The following is a 22854-nucleotide window of genomic DNA, read 5'->3' as shown; positions in this document are numbered from 1 at the left end:
GGGAAAGTATGGAAGCAGAAAAAAAACAAGGTTTTTTAGCAACTTTAAGTAAAATCACACAAAGCGAATCGTTTGCGGGTGTGTTGTTGCTTTGTTGCGCGGTTTTAGCGATGATTGTGGCAAACTCACCTTTGGGTGAAGCTTATGCGCAACTTTGGAAAACAAAGTTCGGATTTAGCGTCGATGGCGTGTTTATCGGAATGAGTTTAGAGCATTGGATTAACGATGTTTTAATGGCATTTTTCTTTTTGGTTGTTGGTTTAGAGATTAAGCGCGAAGTGCTTTTTGGGGAGTTGGCGGGTTTTAAACGCGCTGCTTTGCCAATTATCGCGGCACTTGGTGGTATGATAGGACCGGGAATTATTTATTACGCACTTAATGCCGGCACGCTTTCAGAGCATGGATTTGGAATCCCAATGGCGACAGATATTGCCTTTGCTTTGGGTGTGCTTGCGACTTTAGGTAAGCGCGTTTCAATTTCTGTTAAGGTATTCTTGGTTTCTTTGGCAGTTGCGGACGATTTGGGTGCGATTATTGTGATTGCATTGTTTTATTCAAGCGGAATCTCATTTGAATGGTTGGCAATTTCGGCTGGAATCGTCGCGGTGCTAATCGTGCTTAATAAAATGGGTGTAAAATCCTTAAAGCCTTATATGGTTTTGGGTGTATTCTTATGGATTGCCGTGCATAATTGCGGTGTGCATGCGACTATTGCAGCGGTAATGCTTGCCTTTACGATTCCTGTTGCGCCAAAGATTGATACGCTTTCTTTTATGGAAAAACTAAAAACTATCGTAAGCCATTTTCAAGAAGCAGAGAGTAAGAAAGACGGAATCTTGTTGCAAAATGAGCAAGTAGAGGCGTTGCACCATCTTGGTAAAGAAAAAAATGCAGTGCAAAATCCGCTTCTAAGACTAGAACACGCACTCGCGCCTTATAGTAATTACCTTATTATGCCGATTTTTGCTTTTGCAAACGCAGGTGTTACGATTGGTTCTAATATTGATTTCAATATTGACCATGTATTTTTAGGGATTCTTCTTGGTCTTGTTGTGGGTAAGCCTATTGGAATCTTTGCTTTCACATTTATCGCAGAAAAGCTTGGAATCGCAGCGCGTCCTAATGGCGTTTCGTGGGTTGAGATTTTTGGTGCTGGAGCATTAGGCGGAATCGGCTTTACAATGTCTATGTTTGTAACAAACCTTGCATTTAGCGGAGAACACGCGCTTGTAGCAACAGATGTTGCGAAAATTTCTATCTTGATTGCCTCACTCACCGCAGGAATCTTAGGAAGCATTTTCTTCCTTGTCAGAGACAAAGTCTCACACCACTGACTTATTTAAGGTGAGCTTTGGCTCATCTTGATGAGAATCTCATCTTGTTAAAGAATCCTCAAAAAACGATTTTGATTTTTTATAAACTTTGGAAAGCATGGTTTGAAAAACAAAGGAAACGCCAATGAAATTTTTATCTAGGTTAGCGGGGGGGGGGGGATTCTAAGCTAGAAATAGCTGTATTTGGCACACCTAATGCAATAGGCGATGAAGTTATGATGCTTCCGATGCTTTTTGTTCTTAAAAAATTATATCCACAATATGAAACTTATCTTTTATCGCGTTCTTGCAGTGTTTCTAGGATTTTTACTTATCTTGCAATAAACTTTGATATTGTGTTTTTTTGTCATTAAGCATAATGATTTAGATATGCTAGTTGAAGCGTTAAAAATCCAAGCTAAAAGGTTTATTACGACTTTTTCTAACCCCCTTTTTCTTAAAATGGGATTCCAATATCTTTGGTATAAAGTTGGCAAGAATAATAATATCACAAAAGTGATTAACCCCTATTGGCGGCAAAAATATATCATTATAGAGAGCAGTTTGAATCTCGTGTGCTCCTTGGATAAAAAGTATTATGACAGCAGGATAGATACGATTTTTTAGAGGCTAGGATTGGGGTTGGAGAAGAAAATAGAAGTTTTGTGATGCGGTCTTTGGGGATAAAGATTCCACCCAAAAGGAGAAAAATAGTTGGAATTTCACCTTTTTGGGAGAAGCTCCTTGCGCTTTAATGGTAATTTTACTTTGCAAGAATGGATAGAAATTACCCAAATCTTAGCAGATGTTTATCTAGAAGTGGATTTTATTTTGATGGATTATCCCGAATCTAAGGCTAGTTTTGTGGATTTTACGCAGAACAATATTAAGGTTTTTAAAAACAATGAGGATTTGCTAAATCTAGTGGCACTCATTCAAATTTTAGACTTATTGCTTAGCGTGAATACTGCAAATGTCCATATTGCCGATAATCTTAGAATCCCAACTTTGGAAATCGTCAGACAAAGCGAAAGTAGAAAATGGGCATGTGGAGCTTATGGAGGTTGGTATGATTATGTAGTTCTGCCTCCAAATTGGCAAGAAGATCGTAAAAATTATCAAAATCTTTTTCTTCAAAAATCAAAAGAAAAAATTTCAAAAATCCTTTTGTCAAGATAGATTCTACAAACTTAAGCGCGAAATTATATAAAAACAAAAAGAATTAAGTAGTTTTATAGTAGAATTGGGAAATTTAAGTGATTGTGGTTAGAAAGGGGTTGTTATGTTGCCAACTTGGACTAAAGACATCAGTGTGCATAATGATAGAATTGATGCGCAACACAAAAAGTTATTTGAAATTGCGGGTCGTGCCTATATGATGACGGAGAAAAAATCAAGCAAGGAAGAAGTGATTGGGGTTTTGCGTGAGTTGCTTGAATACACAAAAGAGCATTTTAAGGACGAGGAAGAATATATGCAATCCATTTCTTTCCCGCGTTTAGAGGCTCATAGGGCGATTCATCAAGGAATTATTAAAGATATGGTGGGAGCTGTTACGAGAGTGCAGAATCTTAATGATTTGAAAGATGAAATCGCAAAAATCGCCAAAAATTGGCTTTTAGTGCATATTATTCAAGAGGATATGCAGATTGAAAAATTCCGTCGCAACACTTGTCCTCTCCCACAAAAACAAGCAGAACCCGAGATTGAAGAACAGCCAAGCAAAACAGCAGACAACAAGATTGAATACATTTGCGGGTGTCCTAACAAGATTCATTATGTGCCTGTTGATGTTGATAAGAAGATTCGTGCAGGTGGGGTTTTTAACTGCAAAGCTTGCAAACAAGCAATCCAACCAAAGCCATAAAGGAATAAAATGTTAGACAAAAACGAAATCAATGAATACGCCTTAATGGCAAATTCCCTGCGTTTTCTCTGCGCTGATATGGTGCAAAACGCCAATAGTGGACACCCCGGTGCTCCTATGGGATTGGCAGAGATTGCTGTGGTGCTTGGAGCGCATATCAAAATCAACCCAAAGAATCCCAAATGGATTAACCGCGATAGATTGGTATTTAGCGGTGGACATGCAAGTGCGCTTGTGTATTCTTTGTTGCATTTGTGGGGTTTTGATGTGAGTTTGGAGGATTTGAAATGCTTTCGTCAATTTGGCTCTAAAACACCCGGACATCCGGAATACAAGCACACTCCCGGAGTAGAAATCACCACAGGACCTTTGGGTCAGGGAATCGCGAATGCAGTAGGGTTTGCAATGTCTGGCAAACTCGCTTCCGTAATGCTTGGAGAAGATTTAATTAATCATAAAGTCTATTGTTTGTGTGGTGATGGGGATTTGGAAGAGGGAATCTCCTATGAGGCGGCTTCTCTTGCCGGGCATCATCAGCTAGATAATCTGATTTTGATTTACGATTCTAATAATATTACGATTGAAGGAGATTGTAGTGTCGCGATGAGCGAAAATATCAAAATGCGGTTTGAAGCACAGAATTGGGAGGTTTTAAGCATAGATGGGCATAATTTACTAGAGATTGATGAAGCCCTAAAAAAAGCAAAAAGCGCACATAAACCTGTGTTAATTATCGCTAAAACACAAATCGCCAAAGGCTCTCAAAACCTTTGCGGTTCGCATAAAGCGCATGGTGCGCCTTTGGGGGCGGAAGAGATTTGTATCTCCAAAGAAAGCTTAGGATTTAACCCCGAAGCACTCTTTTTTGTCCCGCAATCTTCTAGGATTCGTTTCCAAAATACAGCTGAATTAGGCGAATTGGCAAATGTAGAATGGAATAAAGCATTAGAAAATAGCGATAAAAAATCCCTTTTAGAAGAAATGTTGAATCCAAATTTTAGCAAAATCGTGTATCCCAACTTCGAAGCCCAAAAAGAAAATGGCAAAGGAATCGCAACACGCGCGAGTAATGGGGAAATCTTAAATGCCATTGCGCGGACTTTACCCGGATTTGTAGGTGGAAGTGCGGACTTAGCACCTTCAAATAATACCGAGCTAAAAGGCAAGGGCGATTTCCCAAATGGAAGCAATTTTCACTTTGGAATCCGCGAACATTCTATGGGTGCAATTAGCAATGCGATTTCAAATTATGGCTTATTTTTACCATTTTGTGCGACTTTCTTTGTCTTTAGCGATTATTTAGCTCCTAGTGTGCGCGTGGCAAGTTTGATGAAAAGCAAAGTGTTTTATATTTGGACGCACGATTCTATTGGTGTAGGGGAAGATGGCGCGACACACGAGCCTGTTGAACAATTAAGCCATTTCCGCGCAATGCCGAATCTCAATGTTTTCCGCCCATGCGATGCGCTAGAAAATGTGGCTTGTTGGCAGGTTGCTTTTGCATGTGAAGGACCTTGTGCTTTTGTTTTAAGTCGCCAAAATTTACCGATTTTAGATAATGTGAATTCAGAAGAAGTGCGCAAAGGAGCGTATTTGAAACTCGCTTCTAAAACCAATCCACAAAATCCACAAATCACGCTTCTTGCAAGTGGTAGCGAGGTGGAATTGGCTTTGAAAAGCGCAGAAAAGTTAGAAGAATGTGGAATCGCAACGCAAGTCGTCAGTGCACCTTGTTTTGATTTGTTTATTCAGACGGACAAAACCTATCAAGATTCCTTACTTAAAGGCAAAGTGATTGCCATTGAAGCAAGTAGAGGTTTAGAATGGTTTGCCTTTGCAGATGAGGTGGTAGGTATGTCTAGTTTTGGTGCGAGTGGCAAGGGAGAAATTTTGTTCCAACACTTTGGTTTTAGTGTTGAAAATGTAGTTGCGATGGCTAAGAAACACTTAGGATAAAGTTTATCGGTGGAGATTCTTCATCTTTTTTCAAATATGCGCGCAATGAAGCATTTTTTTGCGCAGAATTTCGCAGAAGATTTTTTGCCGACTTCCAAGAGCATTGCCGAGTTTTTGGATTTCATTTTAAGAGTGGATAAAAAGCGCAAGATTCCTCCATTTTTGCGTCATTTTTATCTCTATAAGGCAATCCGTGCTAATGCTCAAGAAACAGAAAAATTAGGAAGTTTCGCGAGAAATTTCACACAATTTTTACTTAATTCTAACTTTTTCTTAAAGTTTTATGATGAGCTTTGTGCCGAATGCGTTTTGATAGAGTCGCTAGAAAAGCTTGATATTTATGCTTTTTACGATGATCATTTGAAAGTTTTAAAGGCGATTTTTAAAACTTATCAAGAAATCTTAACTAATGCTCATTTTTTTGATAAATATTTCTTAGAAGATTATCAAATCACTTTTGAATTGCTTGATAGATTTGATGCGATTATGGTTCATTTGGAAGGGTTTTTAAATCGCTTTGAAATGCAAGTTTTTACGAAAATTGCACAAAAGCTGCCAATTACTTTTAGGCTCACTTTGGATTCCTTTAATCAAGCTTACTATCAAAATCTTTTTGGTTTAGAGTTGGATTTGGGATTCTATGAAATTACACTATTTCGTGAGAAGTTTAGCGTTAAAGGTTCAAATTTAGAGAATCCCGACGCGCAACAAAAAGCTTGGCAGAATCCAACCCTTGAAGTTTTGGAGTTCAATGATAAGATTGCAGAAGTGGGAGGGATTTTTGCGCAAATTGATGTGTGGCTTGAACAAGGGATTAAGCCGGAGCAAATTTGTGTTGTATTGCCCAATGAAGATTTCGCGCAGTATTTGAAGCTTTTTGACAAGGCGCGGAATTTTAACTTTGCTATGGGAAATTCTTTAAAAGATTCTGCATTGTATCGGAATCTTAAAAGTTTCGTGCAAGAAAAGTCGGAATCCGCACAAGAAAATTTAGAATCGCCACAAGAAGGGGATGTTTGCGATTCTAGTTTGATTCCAAATTTTCAAAGTTTTGAAGCATTTAAGGAATTTTTGCAAAATTTAGAAACCCACTCTAAAGCATCACAAACCATCAAAGAAAAGTTTTTAGAAACTTTGGGGCAGTTTGAGTTTGCTTTAGAGTATTTAAAGCCCCTTTCTTTAAAAGAGCAAATTTTAGTTTTTTTGAATCTCATAGAGGAAGTGAGCCTTGATGATGTGGGGGGCGGACGCATTAGTGTGATTGGGATTTTGGAGACGCGCGGCATTTGCTTTGATTATTTGATTATCCCAGAGTTCAATGCAGGAAATGTGCCAAGCTTTAGCGAAAAAGATTTGTTTTTGAACACTGCGATTCGTCAAAGGGTGGGTTTGCCAACAAGGGAGAATCGCGAGAATCTGCAAAAACATTATTACGCTCAATTAATCCAAAAAAGCCGCCAAACTTGGATTATGTGCCTTGATAATGATGAAAGCAAACCCTCGCGCTTTTTGTTAGAGGATTCTATTTTTGGACACGCACGATTCTTAAAGGCAAGTTTGAAATATAGCGAGTATTTTTTGAGTGGCAAGGCGTTGAATTATCAAGAGCGCGAGATTATCGCTCCGATGAATGTGGAATCCTTTAGTGCGACGAGTTTGCAATGCTTTTTGACTTGCAAGAGGAAATATTATTATCGCTATATTTTGGGGTTCAAAGAGCCGCCTAGCGGGGCGGTAAATATCGGAAGCAAGATTCATGAAATCCTGAAAATGGTTTATTGTAGCGCAAAAACTTATGATATGGATTCTATGTATCAAGAGGTTTGTGAAAAGCTAAAAAAAAGCGATTCTGCGCGAGAATTTTTTGACAGCGCATTGGCGGCAAAATATCTTAAAAGATTCTTTGAAACGGAAAAAAGCCGTTTGGAGAGTGGTTGGATTCCTTTTTGTTTTGAGCAAGATTTTTGCTTTGATTTGTTTGGCTTCACTCTAAGAGGAAGAATGGATAGGATTGATAAAAGAGGAGATGAAGTTTGTGTGCTAGATTATAAATACAAACGCAATTTAAAAGTGGAATCCAAAAATTACGAAAAAGCCACAGATTTTCAACTACCGCTTTATGCGTTGGCGGTTCAAAAGGGCGTAATAGGAAGTGTGCCAGAGAAAATCCAAGCGGGATTTTATGATTTGTATGAAGCAAAGATTGAGCAAGAAAAAGATTTGAATGCCAAAATTGAGGATTTGCAAGAAAAGCTAGAAAAAATCCGAGCAAATTGCAAAGAAGTCAATTTTGAGTTAGCACCCAAATATGAGACTTGCAAGTATTGCGATTTTATTTACCTTTGCAACCGCTATTAATCGCATCTAAAGCTCTGATGATAAAAAGCAGAAGCAAACTCACCATTAAAGCTTTAAAAACATAGACAGATTGCGTGTGCATCGCATCAAATGCGTGGTTTGCGATTGCCTCTTCGCCTAAACTTTGTGCTTGTAAAATATAAGGCGTGTAATAAAGCGTAAAAAGAAAGATTAAAATCAGGCTACAAAGCCCTAAAATAGGAGCGATTTTAGCTCCACTTATGCGCATGGATAGAATCTCATAAAACAAAATAAAAACCGCTAAGAGATTCAACAAAAAATTTAATTTTGTAAAAATGCTTGTCATTAAAATACCCGATTGGAAGAGGGTGATTTCTAAGTTTGGCACAATCATAGAAGCACGGAAAATCGTAGGTGCACTAAATACTCCACAAGCGATGATTGCTCCAAGCGTAACGCCAATAAGCAACAAATAAAAAGCCAAAAAATAAGGTTGTAATCTAAAAAGAAATTGCATTAGGAATCCTTGAAGTTTTTGTGGATTATAGCTAAGTTTTGGGCTTTGTGCAAATGTGCCAATAGGAGGAATAATAGGATTCTAAAGATTGCATTGTGGAATCTTGAGTTATAATAAACCAAAGGAGCAGGAATGAATCAAGAAAATAGTATCAAATGCCCAAATTGTGGTGAAGAAATTGATGTGCAAGAAATTGTGTATCATCAGATTAAGCAAAAGATTTATCAAGAGAATTTAGAATCTAAAAAACAATTTCAAGCAGAGTTAGCACAAAAACGAGAAGAATATAAAAAGGCTTTTGAATCTCTAAAAACAGAACAAGAGCAAATGCAAGAGAGGATTGCAGAAGCGACAAAGGAATCTTTAAAGCAAGAGAGAAAGAAGCTTGAAGAATCTTTAAAGCAAGAAATGACGCAAGAATATCAAGAAGCAATGACGCGACTAACAAAAGAATTGGAGGAAAAATCCAATCAAGTCAAAGAATTGAATCTTAGCAAAGTGGAGATAGAGAAGCTAAAGCGAGAAAAAGGCGAAATGGAATCCAAAATCAAAGCCCAAGAACAGGAGCGTTTGGCGAAGGAAATGGCAGATTTTAAGGAAAAAACCTATAAAGAGCTAGAATCGCAAAATCAAATGAAGTTTCGCGAGAAAGAACAGCAGTTAGAACAGCTTAAAAAACAACTGCAAGAAGCGCAACGCAAGGTGGAATTAGGCTCACAACAGCTTCAAGGAGAGGTGCAAGAAATCGCAATTGAAGAGTATTTAAAGGCGCAATTCCCATTAGATGAGATTGTGGAGATTAAAAAAGGTGCGCATGGTGGGGATTGTTTGCAGGTTGTGCATACGAGGGAGATTCCAAATTGTGGTAAAATTTATTACGAAAGCAAACGCACGAAAGATTTTCAGCGCGTTTGGGTTGAGAAGTTTAAGTCCGATATGCGAGAAATTGGCGCAGATGTGGGCGTGATTGTCAGTGAAGCAATGCCAAAGGAAATGGAAAGAATGGGGTTGTTTGAGGGGGTTTGGGTTTGCACTTTTGAGGAATTTAAGGCGTTGTGTGTGGTGCTAAGGGAGAGTGTAATCAAGGTGCAGATTGCCCAAAAATCGCAAGAAAACAAACAAGATAAAATGGCTTTACTTTACCAATATCTCACAAGCTCTGAATTTAAAATGCAAATGGAAGCGATTGTGGAAGGGTTTGTGCAAATGCAAAATGATTTGGATAGTGAAAAACGCGCAATGCAGCGGCTATGGAAGCAGCGTGAGAAGCAAATCCAAAAAGTGCTTGAAAGCACGATTAATATGTATGGTTCTTTTAAAGGAATCGCGGGAAATGCGATTGGCAATGTCAAGGCGTTAGAGATTCCGCTAAAAGAGGATTTCATAGAAGTAGATTAAGCAAAAAAATATAAAGTAATAAGCTAAATCAATGTTTAAAAGGACAACAAATTTACAACTTCTATTATTTTGCAATGTGGCGGAATCTCCTATGCTTTTGAGCCTAATATTTATTTGGCTGGATTTTGAGGCAAAAATATCAAGGCAATCCCAATGTTATCTTGCATTAAAATGCCATAGGAGATACGAATTTTAAAACGCATTTTGCAGAATATCATATCGTGAGTGAGGGGAATCGTATCGCGGATTTTGGTCCTCCATCGCAGAAAACTTACGAAGTAGAAGTGCTAGATTTGACCGAGATTCTTTCGCAAATCCTAGAAAAACCCTAAGAATTTACTTGCTAAAGTTTGATGTGGAGGAAGTGGAGTTTGGAATCCTTAATAAAATCATTGCACAAAAATTTTGGCAAAGAATTGATTATATCGTGTGCGAGACGCATAAGAGGTTTTTCGCTGATGGAAAGGAGAAAATGCAGAATCTTAAAGCAAAAATAGAAGAAAATAATATTGGTAATATTTTGTTGGATTGGATATAGGATTTTAAATTGCGAGAATTTGCTATTGCGTCGTAATTTAACCATAAGGAGTTAATCGAGATTCCAATGAATGGGGGTTTTGCCTAAGCTTAGTAGAATCTCATTCGTCTTTGAAAAATGCCGACAACCTAAAAATCCGCTTCGCGCTAAAGGCGAGGGGTGTGCTGCTTCAAGGACGAAATGCTTGTTGGTGTCAATTAAAGCTTTTTTAGCCTTTGCATAGTTGCCCCAAAGCAAAAAGACGATTCCATTGCAATGCGCGTTGATTTGGGCGATGACTGCGTCGGTGAAATGTTGCCAACCAAAATGTTGGTGCGAAGCAGGTTTGCCCCCCTCTACGCTTAAAATGCTATTTAGTAGCAACACACCCTCACGCGCCCAATGGCTCAAATCCCCGCTTTTGCTAGGTGGGATTCCTAAGTCTGCTTGTAGTTCTTTGTAGATATTTTGCAATGATGGCGGAATCCTCACCCCATAAGGCACAGAAAACGACAATCCCATAGCTTGATTTGGCTGATGATAAGGATCTTGTCCTAAAAGCACCACTTTGACTTTATCAAAAGGCGTAAGATTAAAAGCGTTAAAGAGAAGTTTGGCGGGTGGATAGAGAATCGCACCTTGTGATTTCGCCTTAAGATAGTGTTGTTTGATTTCTGCAAAATAGGGCGATAAAAACTCGTCTTTTAGCACTTCTTTCCAGCTTGAATCTATTTTAATGTTTTCTAGTTGAATCCCTGATTCCATAATATGTCCTTAATTTGTCCTGCGATTGTCTCTCATAATCACATTGAATCTTTGCAATAAAATAGGGTTGCTTGAAATGTCAAAGTTGCTAATAATGCGTGCAACATCGCGTTCATCTAACACGCTTAAAGCCTCTTTAAGTGTCATTGAAAAGGCGAGTTCATCTTCGCTTAAAATCACATCGCCAAGCTTTTTGGTATATTGTTTAATGAGGGCTTTTTCTTCTTTTTCTCTATCTCTATCTTCAACCAAAACGCGCTCCATATGGGAAAGCACTTGAAACTTTTTGGCTTTTAATGCGGCGCGCGTGTAGGCTTTTGTTAGAGACATAATGCGTTCGATAATATCGTTTTTCTTTTCTTCGTTCTCATAAAATTCTTCGTAGTTTTCATACATAGAATCAGGAAAATAATCACAAATAATATCGTATTTAAGCAAGGCGATTTTACTTAAACGCTCTTGGTTGTTGGGTGCGCTCATATTTGCAATGCTTTCGCGCAAAAAGTTAATATCCTCTCGTCTATCTCCATAGAATTTTAATTGTTCAAACCTTTCTTCTGCGGGATAAAATTCGCAAAGTTTTTCTATCCTATCTAAAAGAATCTCTTGATAGGCGCGATAGGCGACTTCTGTGATTTGCGTCATTTGTTTGTATTGTTTATCGCTTGCTTGGGATAGCACGAGTTCAATTGCCTCGTTTAAATCGTATTTTTCAAAGATTCTTTCAATTGCATCATAAAGAATCGGGAAATTAACTTCTTCTATGGAAATAGCATGATAAACCAACTCCATTTCGCGGTCAATGTAGTTGCCCTCATCCTCGGGTATGATTTCGTGTTCTTTATCGGCGCGTAAAGCATTCATATAATCCATAATGCGTTCTTTGCTGGTTTGCTTAAAAAGCTTTGCAAGGTCTGTCATTGGCATACTTTCAAGCTTTTCTTTAGGATACCCATGATGGCTTAATTGCCAAATAATTTCTCTGCGATTCATTGTCGTTCCTTAAGTTGTTGTGAGGGTGCGTTGATTTCTGCATTTTGTAGCGCAAACCAAACTTTGAGTGCTTGGATATGTTCTTTTGTATCGTGGCATCGGATAATACTCGCGCCATTTTTGAGGGATTCTAAATGGATTGCTAAAGTCCCACTTAGTCTGTCTTCCACATTACAAGGAGTGATTTTGTCAATCATACTTTTGCGACTTGCGCCCACTAATAGGGGATAGCCAAAGTGCAGAAAATGCCCTAAATGTTTAATAAGCGCACAATTATGCTCTAAGGTCTTGCCAAATCCAATCCCAATATCCAAAATGATTTTTGAGATTCCGCAATCTTTTAGGGCGCGAATTTGTTGTTCAAAAAAATTATCAATTTCTAAGAATAAATTTTGATAATGCGGATTTTTCTGCATTTCTTTAGGATTTCCTTGCATATGCATAACAACACACTCACAATCATATCCTTGCAGAGCTTGAATCATCGCTTTATTGGTGAATCCCGTAATATCATTGACGATTCCAAAGCCAAAATCAAGGCATTTTCTTGCAACACTTGGCGTGTAAGTGTCAATGCTTAAGGTAGTGCGCTCATAGATTTTTTCTTGCTTTAAAAACTGCAAAATCTCCTTTAGACGCGCGTGTTCTTCCTCTTCGCTCACCCAAGCACTCCCCGGTCTCGTGCTTGCTGCGCCAATATCTATGATTTCTACCCCCTCTTCAATCATTTCTAGGATTCTTTGCTTGGCTTCTTGTGTGTTTTTTCTAGAATCTTGATAAAAGCTATCAGGAGTTGCATTGATAATGCCCATAATTTTTGGCTTCTGGGTGTGGAATCGCAAATGCGATTCTAACGCAAACGCGACTTGTTTAAGCCCAAAAGGCTGTATTTTAAGCTTTTTTAATAATGCTTTGCTTTGCGAGAGGGTGAGCATTAGGATTCCGCTATAAAATTCTTGTTGGTAGCAAATCGCGTCTCTTGGCAGGGCGAAGTCCGCACCTATGGCTAGGGATTCTTGTTTTAAAATATTTGCCGCAGGGGCTTTTAAGTGTTGGATAAAAAAACAAAAAACCTTGCTTTTCTTGCGCAGAATCTGATAGCCCATTGGGTCGCATTGAAGATTCTTAAGTTCTCTCTCGCAATTTTCTAGATATTGCACAAATGCCATTTTGTTCCTTTAAGAGATAAAATGATTTTGGGAGACGAATGTTTGCTTTTTCTTGCGCAAAATAAGCAACAACAAAACCAAAAGAATATTGTGGGGTTTTTCGTGCTGTTCTTCCCAAAGAATCGCGCGTTCAAATATTTGCGTTTCTTTGGAATCAAAATGCAATCCGCTCTTGATAGCATCTAAATAGAGGCTTTGAATCTCTGCTTTTAGGGTCGTGCTTTGGATTTCTTTTTGTTTTTCTTTTAAAAATAAATAAATATTTTCTAAATTAAGTGTGCGAATTTCTAGCGCGAAATGTGGTAATTTTTGCTTGGTGATATGTTTTAAAATAGGCAAACGGGAGCGAATCGTAGGGAGAAGCAGGGATTTCATTCTCGCATAGAGAATAAAAACAATGCCACTTGGTGGCTCTTCTAAAACCTTTAAAAGCGCGTTTTGGGCGTAGATATTAAAGGAATTTGCCGCAATTAGAATAGTTTTCGTCCCCTCACTCGCAATATAGCTTTCATCAATGATGGCGCGTGAAGTTTCAATATTGAGTTCTTCTGCACAAAAAAGACGATAGTTTTGTGGATTTTGCTGTTCGTAATACGCATTTGCTTCAGAGATTGGGTCATTTACAAGCAAGATATGTCCGATTTTTGAATTTGGATTGGGCGCGGTGAAGCTGGTTGAGGCATTAGAATCTTGCATTTGGAATCCTAGATTTCCAAGTTAATCTGTCCAAACATCACAGCTTCTAAAGTGAGATTAAAGATTCTATACATTTGCATTAGACGAAGATCTACTAGCGAATCGGTGGATTGCAAAGCAAAGCTGTTTTGCAAATGTGTATCAAAAATCCACAAAAAACAATCCTCGTGGCTTAGCGCAAGTTTCGCTTGTGTTGTGTCGTTGCGTCCCACATACCAAAAAAAATATTTTTGCGAAAAGATATTATCCAAATAATCCGTGATTAGAGGGATTTCGGTTTCGTCTTTGTGTGTTTTATCTAGTTGAGGAAAAAGCGCGTTAATGCTAAGAATCGGCACATAAGGGCGATTGTTGGTTTTGTTGATAGAGTGAATGACATAATGGCTAAACCATTCCCTATCTCTATCGGTAACTAAAATCATACTTTCGCCATTAAAGATTCTCTGCAAGGCGCGTTTGATTAATGGAATCCACTCAAATTTACGCTCTTCAAGCCAAGTTGGGTGGCTTGCGTCGTGGCGTAGGGCTTGTAAAGTCCAGCTAGATAAATCTTGCATAAGGTTTATTGTTTTTCTAATTCATAAACGCTATGCAAAGTGCGAATCGCTAATTCTGCATATTTCAAGCGAATCACCATAGAGATTTTAATCTCGCTTGTGCTAATCATCATAATGTTGATATTATCTTCTGCGAGTGCTTGAAATGCCTTTGCAGCCACGCCACTATGAGATTTCATACCTACGCCAACGATAGAGACTTTCGCAATGTCGCTATCATAATCAATGCTCTCCACGCTTCCTTCAAACGATTTTAAAACGCGTTTTGTGTTTTCTAGCTCCACTTCAGGGATTGTGAAATCCACATCGGTTTTGCCATCTCTACCAATGGTTTGCACAATCATATCTACATTGATATTTGCTTCGCTTAACGCTCCAAAAATCTCCGCTGCGATTCCGGGTCTGTCTTCAACATTGCAAATACTCACTCTTGCTTGATTTTTATCTAATGCGATTCCGCTTACGATTGGGTGTTCCATAATTTCTTCTTCCTTTGTGATTAATGTTCCTTCATTGTGATTGAAGCTGTTTCTTGTAACGAGATTGACATTGAGTTTTTTGGCAAGTTCTACTGAACGATTCAACAAGACTTTTGCCCCCATAGAAGCGAGTTCTAGCATTTCATCGTAGCTGACTTTGTCAATTTTCCTTGCTTTGGGTTCAATGCGAGGGTCTGTCGTATAAACTCCATCAACATCGGTGTAAATTTCGCATAAATCTGCCTGTAATGCACCTGCAAGGGCAACTGCAGATAAATCGCTTCCGCCACGCCCAAGTGTGGTTACTTCGCCCTCTTGTGTAACGCCTTGGAATCCTGCAACTACGACGATATAGTCTTTTGCCAAGAGTTCATTGAGCCGCGTCGTGTCTATGGATTCTATTCTTGCTTTTGTGTGTGAATTATTCGTAATCATTCCCGCGCCTCTGCCACTTAGAGAGATTGCTTTATAACCCAATTCCTCTAGCGCAATCGCCAAAAGCGCACTTGTTACGCGCTCTCCCGCGCTTAAAACCATATCTGTTTCACGCACATTTGGCAAACGAGAAAAGAATTTTGTATAACCCAACAACTTGTCAGTTTCTCCACTCATTGCAGAAACGACAACTACAACGCCATTTCCAGCTTTTTTTGCTTCAATGACGCGTTTTGCAACATTTTGGATTCTTTCACAATCCCCAACACTTGTTCCACCATATTTTTGGACAATCAACATTATAAATAACCCTTTCGTTTAAAGTATTCTAACACCTGCTTATAAACAGGTCGCTTGAAATAAGTAATGTGATTGAAAATATCATTCACACTTACAAACTTATATGCGTCAAATTCCGGTTTTTCTGTGTCAATATCAATCTCTCCTTGTTCGCGTAACCTTACCAAAAAATATTTTTGAATCTGCCCATCATAGGGATACATTTTTTGAACCACTTGCGGAGGGAAATCGTAACTAATCCATTCCGGATATTCCGCGACAATATCTACTTTGTTTGTGCCAATCTCTTCTTTTAGCTCCCGAAATAACGCTTCTTTTGGCGTTTCTGATTTGTCAATACCGCCTTGCGGGAATTGCCAAGCGTTTTTAATATCTGTGCGACTTGCAATGAGCAATTCGCAAGTTAAGGGATATTTGGGAGAAAGGATAATAGCAGCGACATTGGGTCTGTAAGTTTTGGTTTCTTTTTTCACTTGCCACTCCTTAAAATTTAAGAGGAATAATAATTTAAAAGTTTTTAAACGCAGTTGATATTAAGTTCTTTTTTTATAAAATTATTAGAATTTTTTAGATTTTTGGGCATAAAAGCTGAATTTTAGGTTTTTATGGTGGTTTATTAGAAAAGGTTGGGCGTTGCGAAGACAAAGAATGAAAAACAAACAAGCACTAGAATTTGCATTAGATTCCACATTGGATTCTTTTCGGGGGGGGGGGATTATTTGAAGCCAAAACCCTATAAAACGCATATTACGGAACAAAAACAAAGAAAGATTCTAGAAGTCGCGAATGAGTTTTTTTTAAAATACGGCTACAAAAAAACAAGCCTCCAAATGATTGTCAAGCAAACAGGCGGTTCTCTTGCCACGATTTATAAGGTTTTTGGCAACAAAGAAGATTTGTTTCAAAAGGTGATAGAGTTTAATGGACAAAAATTCATCGAAACGATGAATCAAATTTTTATCCAAAATATGGATTCGGATTTGAATTTAAATGAATATCTTTATAATATTGGTTTGCATTTGATTCGGGAGGTTTTAAAGGCGAATAATATTGCTTTTTTGCGATTGATGATTTTGGAGGGTTATGGCAATCAAAGTTTCATTGAGACTTTTCGCCGCTCTTCGGATTCTATGGTTTTTAGCATTGTTTCTCAAGGAATCAAGCACTATAATAGTGAGCAAAGTTTGAATCTAAAAGACGAAGAGATAGAAAGATGTGCGAGACTTTTTATTCATCTCATTATTGAATCTTATTGGTTTGATTCGCTATTAGATTCTAATTATCAGCCTCCAAAGGACGACAAGATTCAAGAGGATTTGAAACGAGCAGTTAAGTTTTTTATGCTTTATCTTAAATATTATAAGGAGATTTAATGATTATTGATGAGAATTTATTACAACGATTAGCTAAGCTTGGCGGAATCGCGCTAGAAGAGGGAAAAGTAGAGGAAACAAAGCATCAGTTGAGCGAGATTGTGAATTTTGTTGAAAACATTAATAAACTAGATTTGGACGGGATTCCTGCTTCTTTTAACCCGCTAGATTCTAAATTGCCCATGCGCCAAGATTGCGTAGAATCCAAGCCAGAGATTGCAAAAGACATTCTCAAAAACGCCCCAAGCACGGAAGATAACTTTTTTATTGTGCCTAAAATTATAGAGTAAAAGATTCCATTGCGAAGTCAAGGGTTGCCAAATATTATAGATTGCCACACTTTGTTACGCTTTGTTCGCAATGACGCAGTAGTAGAATCCCTTAAATGCAGAGATTTTAGCGTTCAACCAAAATTCGCATTTTAGAATCTTTTAATTCTACATAAAGCTCTTTGTTGCCGTGAAACTTGTAGCTTGGGGCTTTATAATCTTCAAAGAATGAGATTCTAAATAAATTTTTGTTTTCGTCATTAGGGTAGGGTGAAATGTTGATTTTAGAAAATGTAATTTGTTTGGATTCTTTTTTGGCAAAGATAATGCGTTTAGTCTCCGCAAATTTATTGTATTTTGTCCCATCAAAGCGGACGAAATTAGGGCTATAAAATCCCAAATAAGTCTCTACATCATTATTTTTCCAAGCTTCTTTCCAAGCCTGTAAATCGTTAAGAAGTATGCGTAAATCCGCTTCATTGACTTCTTGAATCGCATTTTCATAAGTGATAAGCAGAGAATCTCTATAATCAATAATGCTATCTACAAAAGAGAGTAGATTGTTTTCAATAGCGATACAGCCGCGCGTGTTGCGCTCTTCACGATTGCCATTAAGCGGCATACCATGAATCCAAATGCCATATCCTGTGCGTTTTTGTAGTTTATCAAAAAGATTTGGGTAGTTTGTGCTAAACGCAAGAGGTCCATAGTATTGGTCTAAATTTTTAAGACGCGCATTAAGCGTATAAACGCCAATAGGTGTTGCCAAATCCCCTTCTTTTTCTTTGTGTCCGCTTTTAGAACCTACCAAACTATCGGCATTAAGCTTCTCTTCCCATTGGTTTTTGTCGTTTAATACATAAAGTTTCAAGGTTGGAGCGTCTTTACTTGCGATAAATAAATAGCGTAAATCCTCATAATATCCAAAACGCACATCTCTTCCCTTGAAAAGGTTTTCTTGGGTGAGAGGTTTTTCTTGAGGTTGTGAGCTTTGTATGAGTTGTTTAAGCTTAAGTTCTACCGCCTTGATTCCGCCCTCTTTATAGAGATTTACCCATTCTAAATCGTTTGCTTGTGCTACTGCGACTGCTAAAAATAATCCAAAAATTTTAAAAATTTTCATAAAAACTCCACTTTCATAATTAGTCTTCAAAATTATACCCCATTTTTTTAAGACTTTCGTATTCTTTGCACCAGCTAGGAATAACTTTGACGAATAATTCCAAAAATACCTTTTGCCCTACAAAGGATTCTAGTTTTAACCGCGCCTCACGCCCAATCCGCTTAAGCGTCGCGCCACCTTTGCCAATCACCATACCTTTTTGGCTTTCTTTATGCACGACAATAGTAGCTTTGATATGGTGAATGTGGGGTTTTTCGCGATAAAAATTCATTTGCACATCACTTTCATAAGGTAATTCATCACTAAGATTTTCAAACACCACTTCCCTAATCATTTCTTTTGCGATTTCTTTAGTCGTGTTTGGGCTTAGAATCTCGGGGTCGTAATAATAGGGATTGTGCGGCATTTGTTTGGCGACGACTTCTACCACGCGCCGCAAACTACCTAAATCTTTGATAGAAATAGGAATCAAAGCAAGATAGTTTTGCTGATATTTTTCATAAGCTTTTATCGCCGCAAAAAGCGTTTCTTTAGGAACGGAATCTATTTTGGTAAGCAACAAAATATGCGGTTTTTTCGCGTCTTTTAAAAACTCTTCATAAAAGCTTACTTTGTCTGTAATGGGAGCTAAAAATAGCAAAATATCACAATCATTCATCGCTTTTAAGGCTTCTTTGAGCATATATTGGTTAAGCAATTTCTCTTGAATATGGATTCCGGGCGTATCCACAAACACGATTTGGGTGTTCTTTTCCATTACAATGAGATTCATTCGCTTACGCGTTGCATTTGCTTTGTGGGAAACAAGAGCGAGATTCTCCCCTAAAAGCGCGTTTAAGAAGCTACTTTTACCCGCATTGGGTCGTCCAAGCACGGCTACGAATCCTGCCTTTGTGGATTCTAAAGAATCCTGTGCGTGGGCTTTGGATTCTGCGTTGTTCGTGGGGTTTTGAGTGTTTTGTGAGTGTTTCAAAGGAATCCAAAACTACAAAATATAACGCGCAGTGTCGGTGTCTGCTACGAGCGATTCTAGCTTTTCTTTAACAAGGGATTCGGTGATTTCCACTTCTTGCCCTTGGTAATTTTCTGCTTCAAAGCTAATTTCTTCAATCACTTGTTCTACCACCGTATGTAAGCGTCTTGCGCCAATATCTTCTGTTTTTTCGTTTGCTAATTGCGAGAAATGCGCTAAGGCTAAAATAGCCGAATCACTGAACTTTAGCGTAACTCCTTCTACGCCTAAGAGTGCTTCATATTGGCGCAAAATAGAATTTTTTGTCTGTGTTAGAATCTTATAAAGCACCTCTTCATCTAAGCTGTCTAACTCCACACGCAATGGGAATCGTCCTTGCAATTCAGCAATCAAATCACTAGGCTTACTTAGGCTAAATGCACCCGCGGCGATAAATAAAATATGGTCTGTTTTGATACTTCCGTATTTGGTATTAACAACACTCCCCTCGACAATAGGCAACAAATCGCGTTGCACACCCTCTTTACTAGGGTCTTGGCGGCTTTGTCCATTGTTGCTAACGGCAACCTTATCAATCTCGTCAATAAAGATGATTCCACTACTCTCCGCGCGTTTTAATCCCTCGTGTTTGATGGCTTCTAAATCCAATAACGCCTCACTTGCTTCAATTTTAAGTAGCTCTTTGGCTTCCTTGATGGTTACTTCTTTTTTGGGGCTTTCTTTGGGAGAAGCGATGAAGACTTTGGCAATCGTCTCTTGCACCTTAGCAAACTCTGCTGGCATATTGCTATCTTCAATTTCAAAGGCGCGTTTAGGTGTTTCAATCTCTATTTTTAAATGGTCCATTTCTCCATTTTGCACTTTGGTGCGCATTTTGGCACTTGCATTTTCGTATTCTTCTATTTTTTGCTCACTCGCACCCTTAGGTAGCGGTGGAATCAGCTTTTCTATGATTTTGTCCAGCACATATTTTTCAATATCTTTAGTGTTTTTTTGGCGGTGTTCTTCTTTGACAAGGTTAATAGAAGCAACCACCAAATCCCGCACCATAGATTCTACATCACGCCCGACGAATCCTACTTCTGTGTATTTACTTGCTTCTACTTTAACAAAAGGCAATCCCATCATTTTCGCCATTCTTCTTGCGATTTCTGTTTTGCCCACGCCTGTTGAGCCAATCATTAGAATGTTTTTTGGCATTACTTCTTCTTGAATCTCTTTGGGGAGCTGCAATCTACGATAGCGATTCCTAAGTGCGATTGCTACGACTTTTTTGGCATCTTTTTGCCCGATAATGTATTCATCTAAATATTCCACGATCGCTTTGGGGGTCATTGCTGTCATATTTTCCACGATTTTTCCTAAAGTTCTAAAATTTTAATATTTGTATTGGTATAAATACAAAGTTCGCCCGCGATTTTTAGGGATTCAAGCACGAGTTCTTTGGGTTCTAAGGTGTTGTTGAACCGCTCCAATGCACGCGCGGCACTTAGGGCATAGTTTCCACCACTTCCGATTGCTGCGATTTTGCCATCTTCGGGTTCTACAACATCGCCTGTGCCACTAAGGATAAAAATATGTTCCTTATCTAGCACAATCATCATCGCTTCTAGTCGCCTTAGGTATTTGTCTTTACGCCATTCTTTAGAAAACTCCATAACGGATTTTAGCAAATCACCTTTTTTGTTTTGCAAGATTTGTTCAAACATATCAAAAAGCGTAAAGGCGTCCGCTGTGCTTCCAGCAAATCCGCTTAGGACTTTGCCATTATAGAGTGTGCGGATTTTCGTCGCATTGCCTTTTAAAACGCAGTTTCCAAAGGTTACTTGCCCGTCTCCGCCAATCACCGCTCCTTTGTCGCTTTTGTAGGCTAAAATGGTTGTTGCGTGAAACATTATTGCGCCTCTACATCAACTTTTAGTGTTGCGTTAATGCCGTGTCCTAATTTCACTTCTACTTCGTAGATTCCTGTAGATTTGATTGGGGCTTTAAGTTCTATTGTTTTTTTGTCAATTTCTAGGCGGTGTGTTTTGGCTAAAGCTTCGGCAATATCTTCTTTGGTGATTGCGCCATAGAGTGAGCCATTTGCCCCTACTTTTTGGACAATTTTTACTGAAATTTCAGAGATTTTTTTGGCTGTCATTTCCATTAGAGATTTTTCTTCTGCTGCGAGTTCTGCCGCCTTTTTTTGCGCAGCTTTGTAGCGATTAATCACTTCATTAGTCGCGAAATCCGCCAATCCTTTGCCAACTAAAAAATTTCTTCCATAGCCATCTTTTACTTCGCAGATTTCACCCTTTTTGCCTAAACCTTTGACATCTTGTAGTAATAAAACTTTCACTAATAAATCCTTGATTAAGATTAATAAAGTTTGGAATTTTAGCAGATTTTTGCAAGTTTTGGAATCTTTTAGAGAATCTGCGAGGAATTATTGTAAAATACAAGACTTTTTTACAAGGATTCTTCAAATGGGAATTTATCAAGTGGTTTTGTTGGGTGGGAGTAATTCAGTAATGGTGAATGGTTTGCAAAAGGGCTTAAAAGGCGAAAATATCCGACTAACAAATTTGGCTCTAGGCTCGTCTATTGCGTTGCAAAATCTCTATGAATTGAAGCGTGAGAGAAACCAAGAGATTCTAAAAAATGCAGATTTGATTATCACAGAAAGTAATATTAATGAGATTGCAAATCATCATGCCTATTCACAGATTCCACTTCCCACGATTCTAGCGGGTATTTATTGGCTTTATGAGGAGCTGTATCGTGTGGGCAAAAAAGTCTTGATTTTGTTATTACCTTACAATCCAAACCGTTACGCACAGGCGCGTCGTATCGATAATGCCCATAGAATCTGCGCAAATCAATATGGTTTTAATATCATTGATATGCAGACGCATTATGAAAAAGAAGGTGTTTTTGGATTCTATGATTTTTTTGGGGCGCACCAAATGGCGGTTTTGATGAGCTATTTTGGGCAGAAAATTATCCAAAATATTTCAAATTTCAAGAACCCTAAAGCCAATGTGCCTTGCAATCAAAATCCAGAATTTAGAATCCTAACTCCAGCACAAATGCACAAAGAAACACAAGCAATGCACACTTCTGCGGGGGGGGGGGGGGATTTAGCCTATTAGATTCTAAAATTCTTCTGCAAAACTCTGCGTTTTGCGAAGAAGCTTATCCGCTAAGGGTGGGTGAGAGGCTTTATTTTCCTAAAGATTGCGCGGGTTGGACTCTTATTGGAATCCACGCGTGGAATTTTGAAAAACCCACAAAACCTTGCAGTGTGTATAACCCTTATTCTTGCATTTGTGTTGCGACAAAGACAGACAAAATCAGTAAGGCAAGTTCGCTGATTCGGCTTTTTAATACTCTAAATACGCAATTAGTGCTTGATGAACAGAGTTTTTGTGCTTTTGATGAGAATGCGAAATTTACCGAAAAAAGTGAAGCGGTGGTTTTGACGCCTCATTCTTATACAATTCCTTATTTTAACCTGATTGACTTTTTCCTAGCAAAGGGCGGTCGTTGGGAATATGGGATTCCTTTTGATAAGGCAAATGTTATCGTAGAATCCCAATATGATTTTAAAGCCCTGATTCCTGATGTAAAATTCATCAAAGAAGTGATTGAGCAATACTGCTTGGCGTTGGGGTTGGTAAAATCTCCACAGCAAGAAATTAAGAATCTTGAAGCAAAGATAGAATCCTTAGTATCTGAAAAACAAAAATGCGCAAATACCCAAAATCCTAAGCAAGATTCCGCAAAAGCGCGAATCCATAATCATTTAGCTTATAAATTAGGCAATGCAATGATTTTAAACGCACGAAGTTTT

General features: G+C 38.4%; 24 protein-coding genes and 1 pseudogene. 12 read left to right on the top strand and 13 right to left on the bottom strand.

Going from position 1 to position 22854, the window contains the following annotated elements; translation table 11 throughout:
* Nucleotides 1–8: 8 nt before the first annotated feature.
* The 6 genes from nhaA (at nucleotide 9) to LS69_RS04795 (ending at nucleotide 7494) form a co-directional block, all read left to right on the top strand.
* A complete protein-coding gene (nhaA, locus tag LS69_RS04820; protein WP_138122703.1) occupies nucleotides 9–1334 on the top strand; it encodes a sodium/proton antiporter NhaA in 1326 nt (441 codons plus the stop codon).
* A gap of 369 nt (nucleotides 1335–1703) precedes the next feature.
* Complete coding sequence (locus tag LS69_RS04815) at nucleotides 1704–1940, top strand: hypothetical protein (RefSeq protein ID WP_138122701.1); 237 nt, start codon at nucleotides 1704–1706, stop codon at nucleotides 1938–1940.
* An 87-nt stretch (nucleotides 1941–2027) separates the two neighbouring features.
* Nucleotides 2028–2492 carry a glycosyltransferase family 9 protein gene (locus tag LS69_RS04810; RefSeq protein WP_138122699.1) on the top strand — a complete coding sequence of 155 codons (465 nt, stop codon included), beginning with the start codon at nucleotides 2028–2030 and terminating at the stop codon, nucleotides 2490–2492.
* A 103-nt stretch (nucleotides 2493–2595) separates the two neighbouring features.
* Complete coding sequence (locus tag LS69_RS04805) at nucleotides 2596–3180, top strand: hemerythrin family protein (RefSeq protein ID WP_138122697.1); 585 nt, start codon at nucleotides 2596–2598, stop codon at nucleotides 3178–3180.
* Between the two features lie 9 nt (nucleotides 3181–3189).
* The gene (gene tkt / locus LS69_RS04800; RefSeq protein WP_138122695.1) at nucleotides 3190–5136 is read left to right on the top strand and encodes a transketolase; all 1947 of its coding nucleotides are present in this window, start codon (nucleotides 3190–3192) and stop codon (nucleotides 5134–5136) included.
* Nucleotides 5137–5181: 45 nt separating this feature from the next.
* The gene (locus tag LS69_RS04795) at nucleotides 5182–7494 is read left to right on the top strand and encodes a PD-(D/E)XK nuclease family protein (protein ID WP_238699147.1); all 2313 of its coding nucleotides are present in this window, start codon (nucleotides 5182–5184) and stop codon (nucleotides 7492–7494) included.
* Here the strand turns inward: LS69_RS04795 and LS69_RS04790 are convergent.
* The gene (locus LS69_RS04790; protein WP_138122691.1) at nucleotides 7469–7972 is read right to left on the bottom strand and encodes a DUF4149 domain-containing protein; all 504 of its coding nucleotides are present in this window, start codon (nucleotides 7970–7972) and stop codon (nucleotides 7469–7471) included. The genes LS69_RS04795 and LS69_RS04790 overlap by 26 nt on opposite strands.
* 132 nt (nucleotides 7973–8104) lie before the next feature.
* On the opposite strand from LS69_RS04790, the gene LS69_RS04785 reads away from it, so the two are divergent.
* Together LS69_RS04785 and LS69_RS04780 are read left to right on the top strand one after the other, a co-directional pair.
* Nucleotides 8105–9370, top strand: coding sequence for a DUF2130 domain-containing protein (locus tag LS69_RS04785; RefSeq protein WP_138122689.1), 1266 nt, complete (start codon nucleotides 8105–8107; stop codon nucleotides 9368–9370).
* Between the two features lie 340 nt (nucleotides 9371–9710).
* Complete coding sequence (locus LS69_RS04780; protein ID WP_238699146.1) at nucleotides 9711–9908, top strand: hypothetical protein; 198 nt, start codon at nucleotides 9711–9713, stop codon at nucleotides 9906–9908.
* A 51-nt stretch (nucleotides 9909–9959) separates the two neighbouring features.
* Here the strand turns inward: LS69_RS04780 and ung are convergent, their stop codons facing one another.
* The 7 genes from ung to LS69_RS04745 are packed head-to-tail and all read right to left on the bottom strand — an operon-like array spanning nucleotide 9960 to nucleotide 15754.
* Nucleotides 9960–10655, bottom strand: a complete 696-nt coding sequence (gene ung / locus LS69_RS04775) for a uracil-DNA glycosylase (RefSeq protein ID WP_138122685.1) — start codon at nucleotides 10653–10655, stop codon at nucleotides 9960–9962.
* 6 nt (nucleotides 10656–10661) lie between these two features.
* A complete protein-coding gene (locus LS69_RS04770; RefSeq protein ID WP_138122683.1) occupies nucleotides 10662–11645 on the bottom strand; it encodes a hypothetical protein in 984 nt (327 codons plus the stop codon).
* Nucleotides 11642–12814 (bottom strand): dihydropteroate synthase, encoded by a 1173-nt coding sequence (folP, locus tag LS69_RS04765; protein ID WP_138122681.1) that lies wholly within the window; start codon nucleotides 12812–12814, stop codon nucleotides 11642–11644. Before folP ends, LS69_RS04770 begins: the two co-directional genes overlap by 4 nt.
* Before the next feature lie 9 nt (nucleotides 12815–12823).
* Nucleotides 12824–13510 (bottom strand): DNA polymerase III subunit delta', encoded by a 687-nt coding sequence (locus LS69_RS04760; protein WP_138122679.1) that lies wholly within the window; start codon nucleotides 13508–13510, stop codon nucleotides 12824–12826.
* An 8-nt stretch (nucleotides 13511–13518) separates the two neighbouring features.
* Nucleotides 13519–14067, bottom strand: coding sequence for a HobA family DNA replication regulator (locus tag LS69_RS04755; protein ID WP_138122677.1), 549 nt, complete (start codon nucleotides 14065–14067; stop codon nucleotides 13519–13521).
* Between the two features lie 5 nt (nucleotides 14068–14072).
* Nucleotides 14073–15281, bottom strand: a complete 1209-nt coding sequence (locus LS69_RS04750) for an aspartate kinase (RefSeq protein WP_138122675.1) — start codon at nucleotides 15279–15281, stop codon at nucleotides 14073–14075.
* Entirely contained in the window at nucleotides 15281–15754 is a 474-nt protein-coding gene (locus tag LS69_RS04745) for an RNA pyrophosphohydrolase (protein WP_138122673.1), read from the bottom strand. Before LS69_RS04745 ends, LS69_RS04750 begins: the two co-directional genes overlap by 1 nt.
* Nucleotides 15755–16000: 246 nt before the next feature.
* Between LS69_RS04745 and LS69_RS04740 the strand changes: the two genes are divergently transcribed.
* Together LS69_RS04740 and gatC are read left to right on the top strand one after the other, a co-directional pair.
* Nucleotides 16001–16654, top strand: a complete 654-nt coding sequence (locus tag LS69_RS04740; RefSeq protein WP_194145413.1) for a TetR/AcrR family transcriptional regulator — start codon at nucleotides 16001–16003, stop codon at nucleotides 16652–16654.
* Nucleotides 16654–16944: an Asp-tRNA(Asn)/Glu-tRNA(Gln) amidotransferase subunit GatC gene (gene gatC / locus LS69_RS04735; RefSeq protein ID WP_138122669.1), complete on the top strand. Its 291-nt coding sequence runs from the start codon at nucleotides 16654–16656 to the stop codon at nucleotides 16942–16944. The genes LS69_RS04740 and gatC overlap by 1 nt, the downstream gene beginning before the upstream one ends.
* Nucleotides 16945–17050: 106 nt before the next feature.
* Here gatC and LS69_RS04730 read toward each other — a convergent pair whose 3' ends face one another.
* The 5 genes from LS69_RS04730 to rplI are packed head-to-tail and all read right to left on the bottom strand — an operon-like array spanning nucleotide 17051 to nucleotide 21360.
* Nucleotides 17051–18046: a L,D-transpeptidase family protein gene (locus LS69_RS04730; RefSeq protein WP_138122667.1), complete on the bottom strand. Its 996-nt coding sequence runs from the start codon at nucleotides 18044–18046 to the stop codon at nucleotides 17051–17053.
* 19 nt (nucleotides 18047–18065) lie between these two features.
* Nucleotides 18066–19019: a GTPase Era gene (era, locus tag LS69_RS04725; RefSeq protein ID WP_138122665.1), complete on the bottom strand. Its 954-nt coding sequence runs from the start codon at nucleotides 19017–19019 to the stop codon at nucleotides 18066–18068.
* A 12-nt stretch (nucleotides 19020–19031) separates the two neighbouring features.
* Nucleotides 19032–20354: an HslU--HslV peptidase ATPase subunit gene (hslU, locus tag LS69_RS04720; protein WP_138122837.1), complete on the bottom strand. Its 1323-nt coding sequence runs from the start codon at nucleotides 20352–20354 to the stop codon at nucleotides 19032–19034.
* A 26-nt stretch (nucleotides 20355–20380) separates the two neighbouring features.
* Nucleotides 20381–20914: an ATP-dependent protease subunit HslV gene (hslV, locus tag LS69_RS04715; RefSeq protein WP_138122663.1), complete on the bottom strand. Its 534-nt coding sequence runs from the start codon at nucleotides 20912–20914 to the stop codon at nucleotides 20381–20383.
* The gene (rplI, locus tag LS69_RS04710) at nucleotides 20914–21360 is read right to left on the bottom strand and encodes a 50S ribosomal protein L9 (RefSeq protein WP_138122661.1); all 447 of its coding nucleotides are present in this window, start codon (nucleotides 21358–21360) and stop codon (nucleotides 20914–20916) included. The genes hslV and rplI overlap by 1 nt, the downstream gene beginning before the upstream one ends.
* Nucleotides 21361–21487: 127 nt before the next feature.
* Between rplI and LS69_RS10815 the strand changes: the two genes are divergently transcribed.
* Together LS69_RS10815 and LS69_RS04700 are read left to right on the top strand one after the other, a co-directional pair.
* Nucleotides 21488–22153 (top strand): hypothetical protein, encoded by a 666-nt coding sequence (locus LS69_RS10815; protein WP_238699144.1) that lies wholly within the window; start codon nucleotides 21488–21490, stop codon nucleotides 22151–22153.
* Nucleotides 22154–22209: 56 nt separating this feature from the next.
* Nucleotides 22210–22854 (top strand): annotated as a pseudogene (locus LS69_RS04700) (hypothetical protein); the annotation flags it as partial.

Origin of the sequence: Helicobacter sp. MIT 05-5294 (assembly GCF_000765675.1) — a bacterium.
Lineage (GTDB): Bacteria > Campylobacterota > Campylobacteria > Campylobacterales > Helicobacteraceae > Helicobacter_D.
Note: the sequence above shows the minus strand (reverse complement) of the source record. Positions and strands in the feature narration are given on the sequence as shown.

Bases quoted from the DNA above. Each gene is read 5' to 3' on its own strand.
- LS69_RS10815 (WP_238699144.1), top strand. From the start codon at position 21,488: ATGGGAATTTATCAAGTGGTTTTGTTGGGTGGGAGTAATTCAGTAATG.
- LS69_RS04730 (WP_138122667.1), bottom strand. From the start codon at position 18,046: ATGAAAATTTTTAAAATTTTTGGATTATTTTTAGCAGTCGCAGTAGCA.
- LS69_RS04805 (WP_138122697.1), top strand. From the start codon at position 2,596: ATGTTGCCAACTTGGACTAAAGACATCAGTGTGCATAATGATAGAATT.
- LS69_RS04755 (WP_138122677.1), bottom strand. From the start codon at position 14,067: ATGCAAGATTTATCTAGCTGGACTTTACAAGCCCTACGCCACGACGCA.
- folP (WP_138122681.1), bottom strand. From the start codon at position 12,814: ATGGCATTTGTGCAATATCTAGAAAATTGCGAGAGAGAACTTAAGAAT.
- LS69_RS04815 (WP_138122701.1), top strand. From the start codon at position 1,704: ATGCTAGTTGAAGCGTTAAAAATCCAAGCTAAAAGGTTTATTACGACT.
- LS69_RS04785 (WP_138122689.1), top strand. From the start codon at position 8,105: ATGAATCAAGAAAATAGTATCAAATGCCCAAATTGTGGTGAAGAAATT.
- LS69_RS04750 (WP_138122675.1), bottom strand. From the start codon at position 15,281: ATGTTGATTGTCCAAAAATATGGTGGAACAAGTGTTGGGGATTGTGAA.
- hslV (WP_138122663.1), bottom strand. From the start codon at position 20,914: ATGTTTCACGCAACAACCATTTTAGCCTACAAAAGCGACAAAGGAGCG.
- LS69_RS04795 (WP_238699147.1), top strand. From the start codon at position 5,182: ATGAAGCATTTTTTTGCGCAGAATTTCGCAGAAGATTTTTTGCCGACT.
- tkt (WP_138122695.1), top strand. From the start codon at position 3,190: ATGTTAGACAAAAACGAAATCAATGAATACGCCTTAATGGCAAATTCC.
- nhaA (WP_138122703.1), top strand. From the start codon at position 9: ATGGAAGCAGAAAAAAAACAAGGTTTTTTAGCAACTTTAAGTAAAATC.
- hslU (WP_138122837.1), bottom strand. From the start codon at position 20,354: ATGACCCCCAAAGCGATCGTGGAATATTTAGATGAATACATTATCGGG.
- LS69_RS04770 (WP_138122683.1), bottom strand. From the start codon at position 11,645: ATGAATCGCAGAGAAATTATTTGGCAATTAAGCCATCATGGGTATCCT.
- LS69_RS04760 (WP_138122679.1), bottom strand. From the start codon at position 13,510: ATGCAAGATTCTAATGCCTCAACCAGCTTCACCGCGCCCAATCCAAAT.
- gatC (WP_138122669.1), top strand. From the start codon at position 16,654: ATGATTATTGATGAGAATTTATTACAACGATTAGCTAAGCTTGGCGGA.
- LS69_RS04790 (WP_138122691.1), bottom strand. From the start codon at position 7,972: ATGCAATTTCTTTTTAGATTACAACCTTATTTTTTGGCTTTTTATTTG.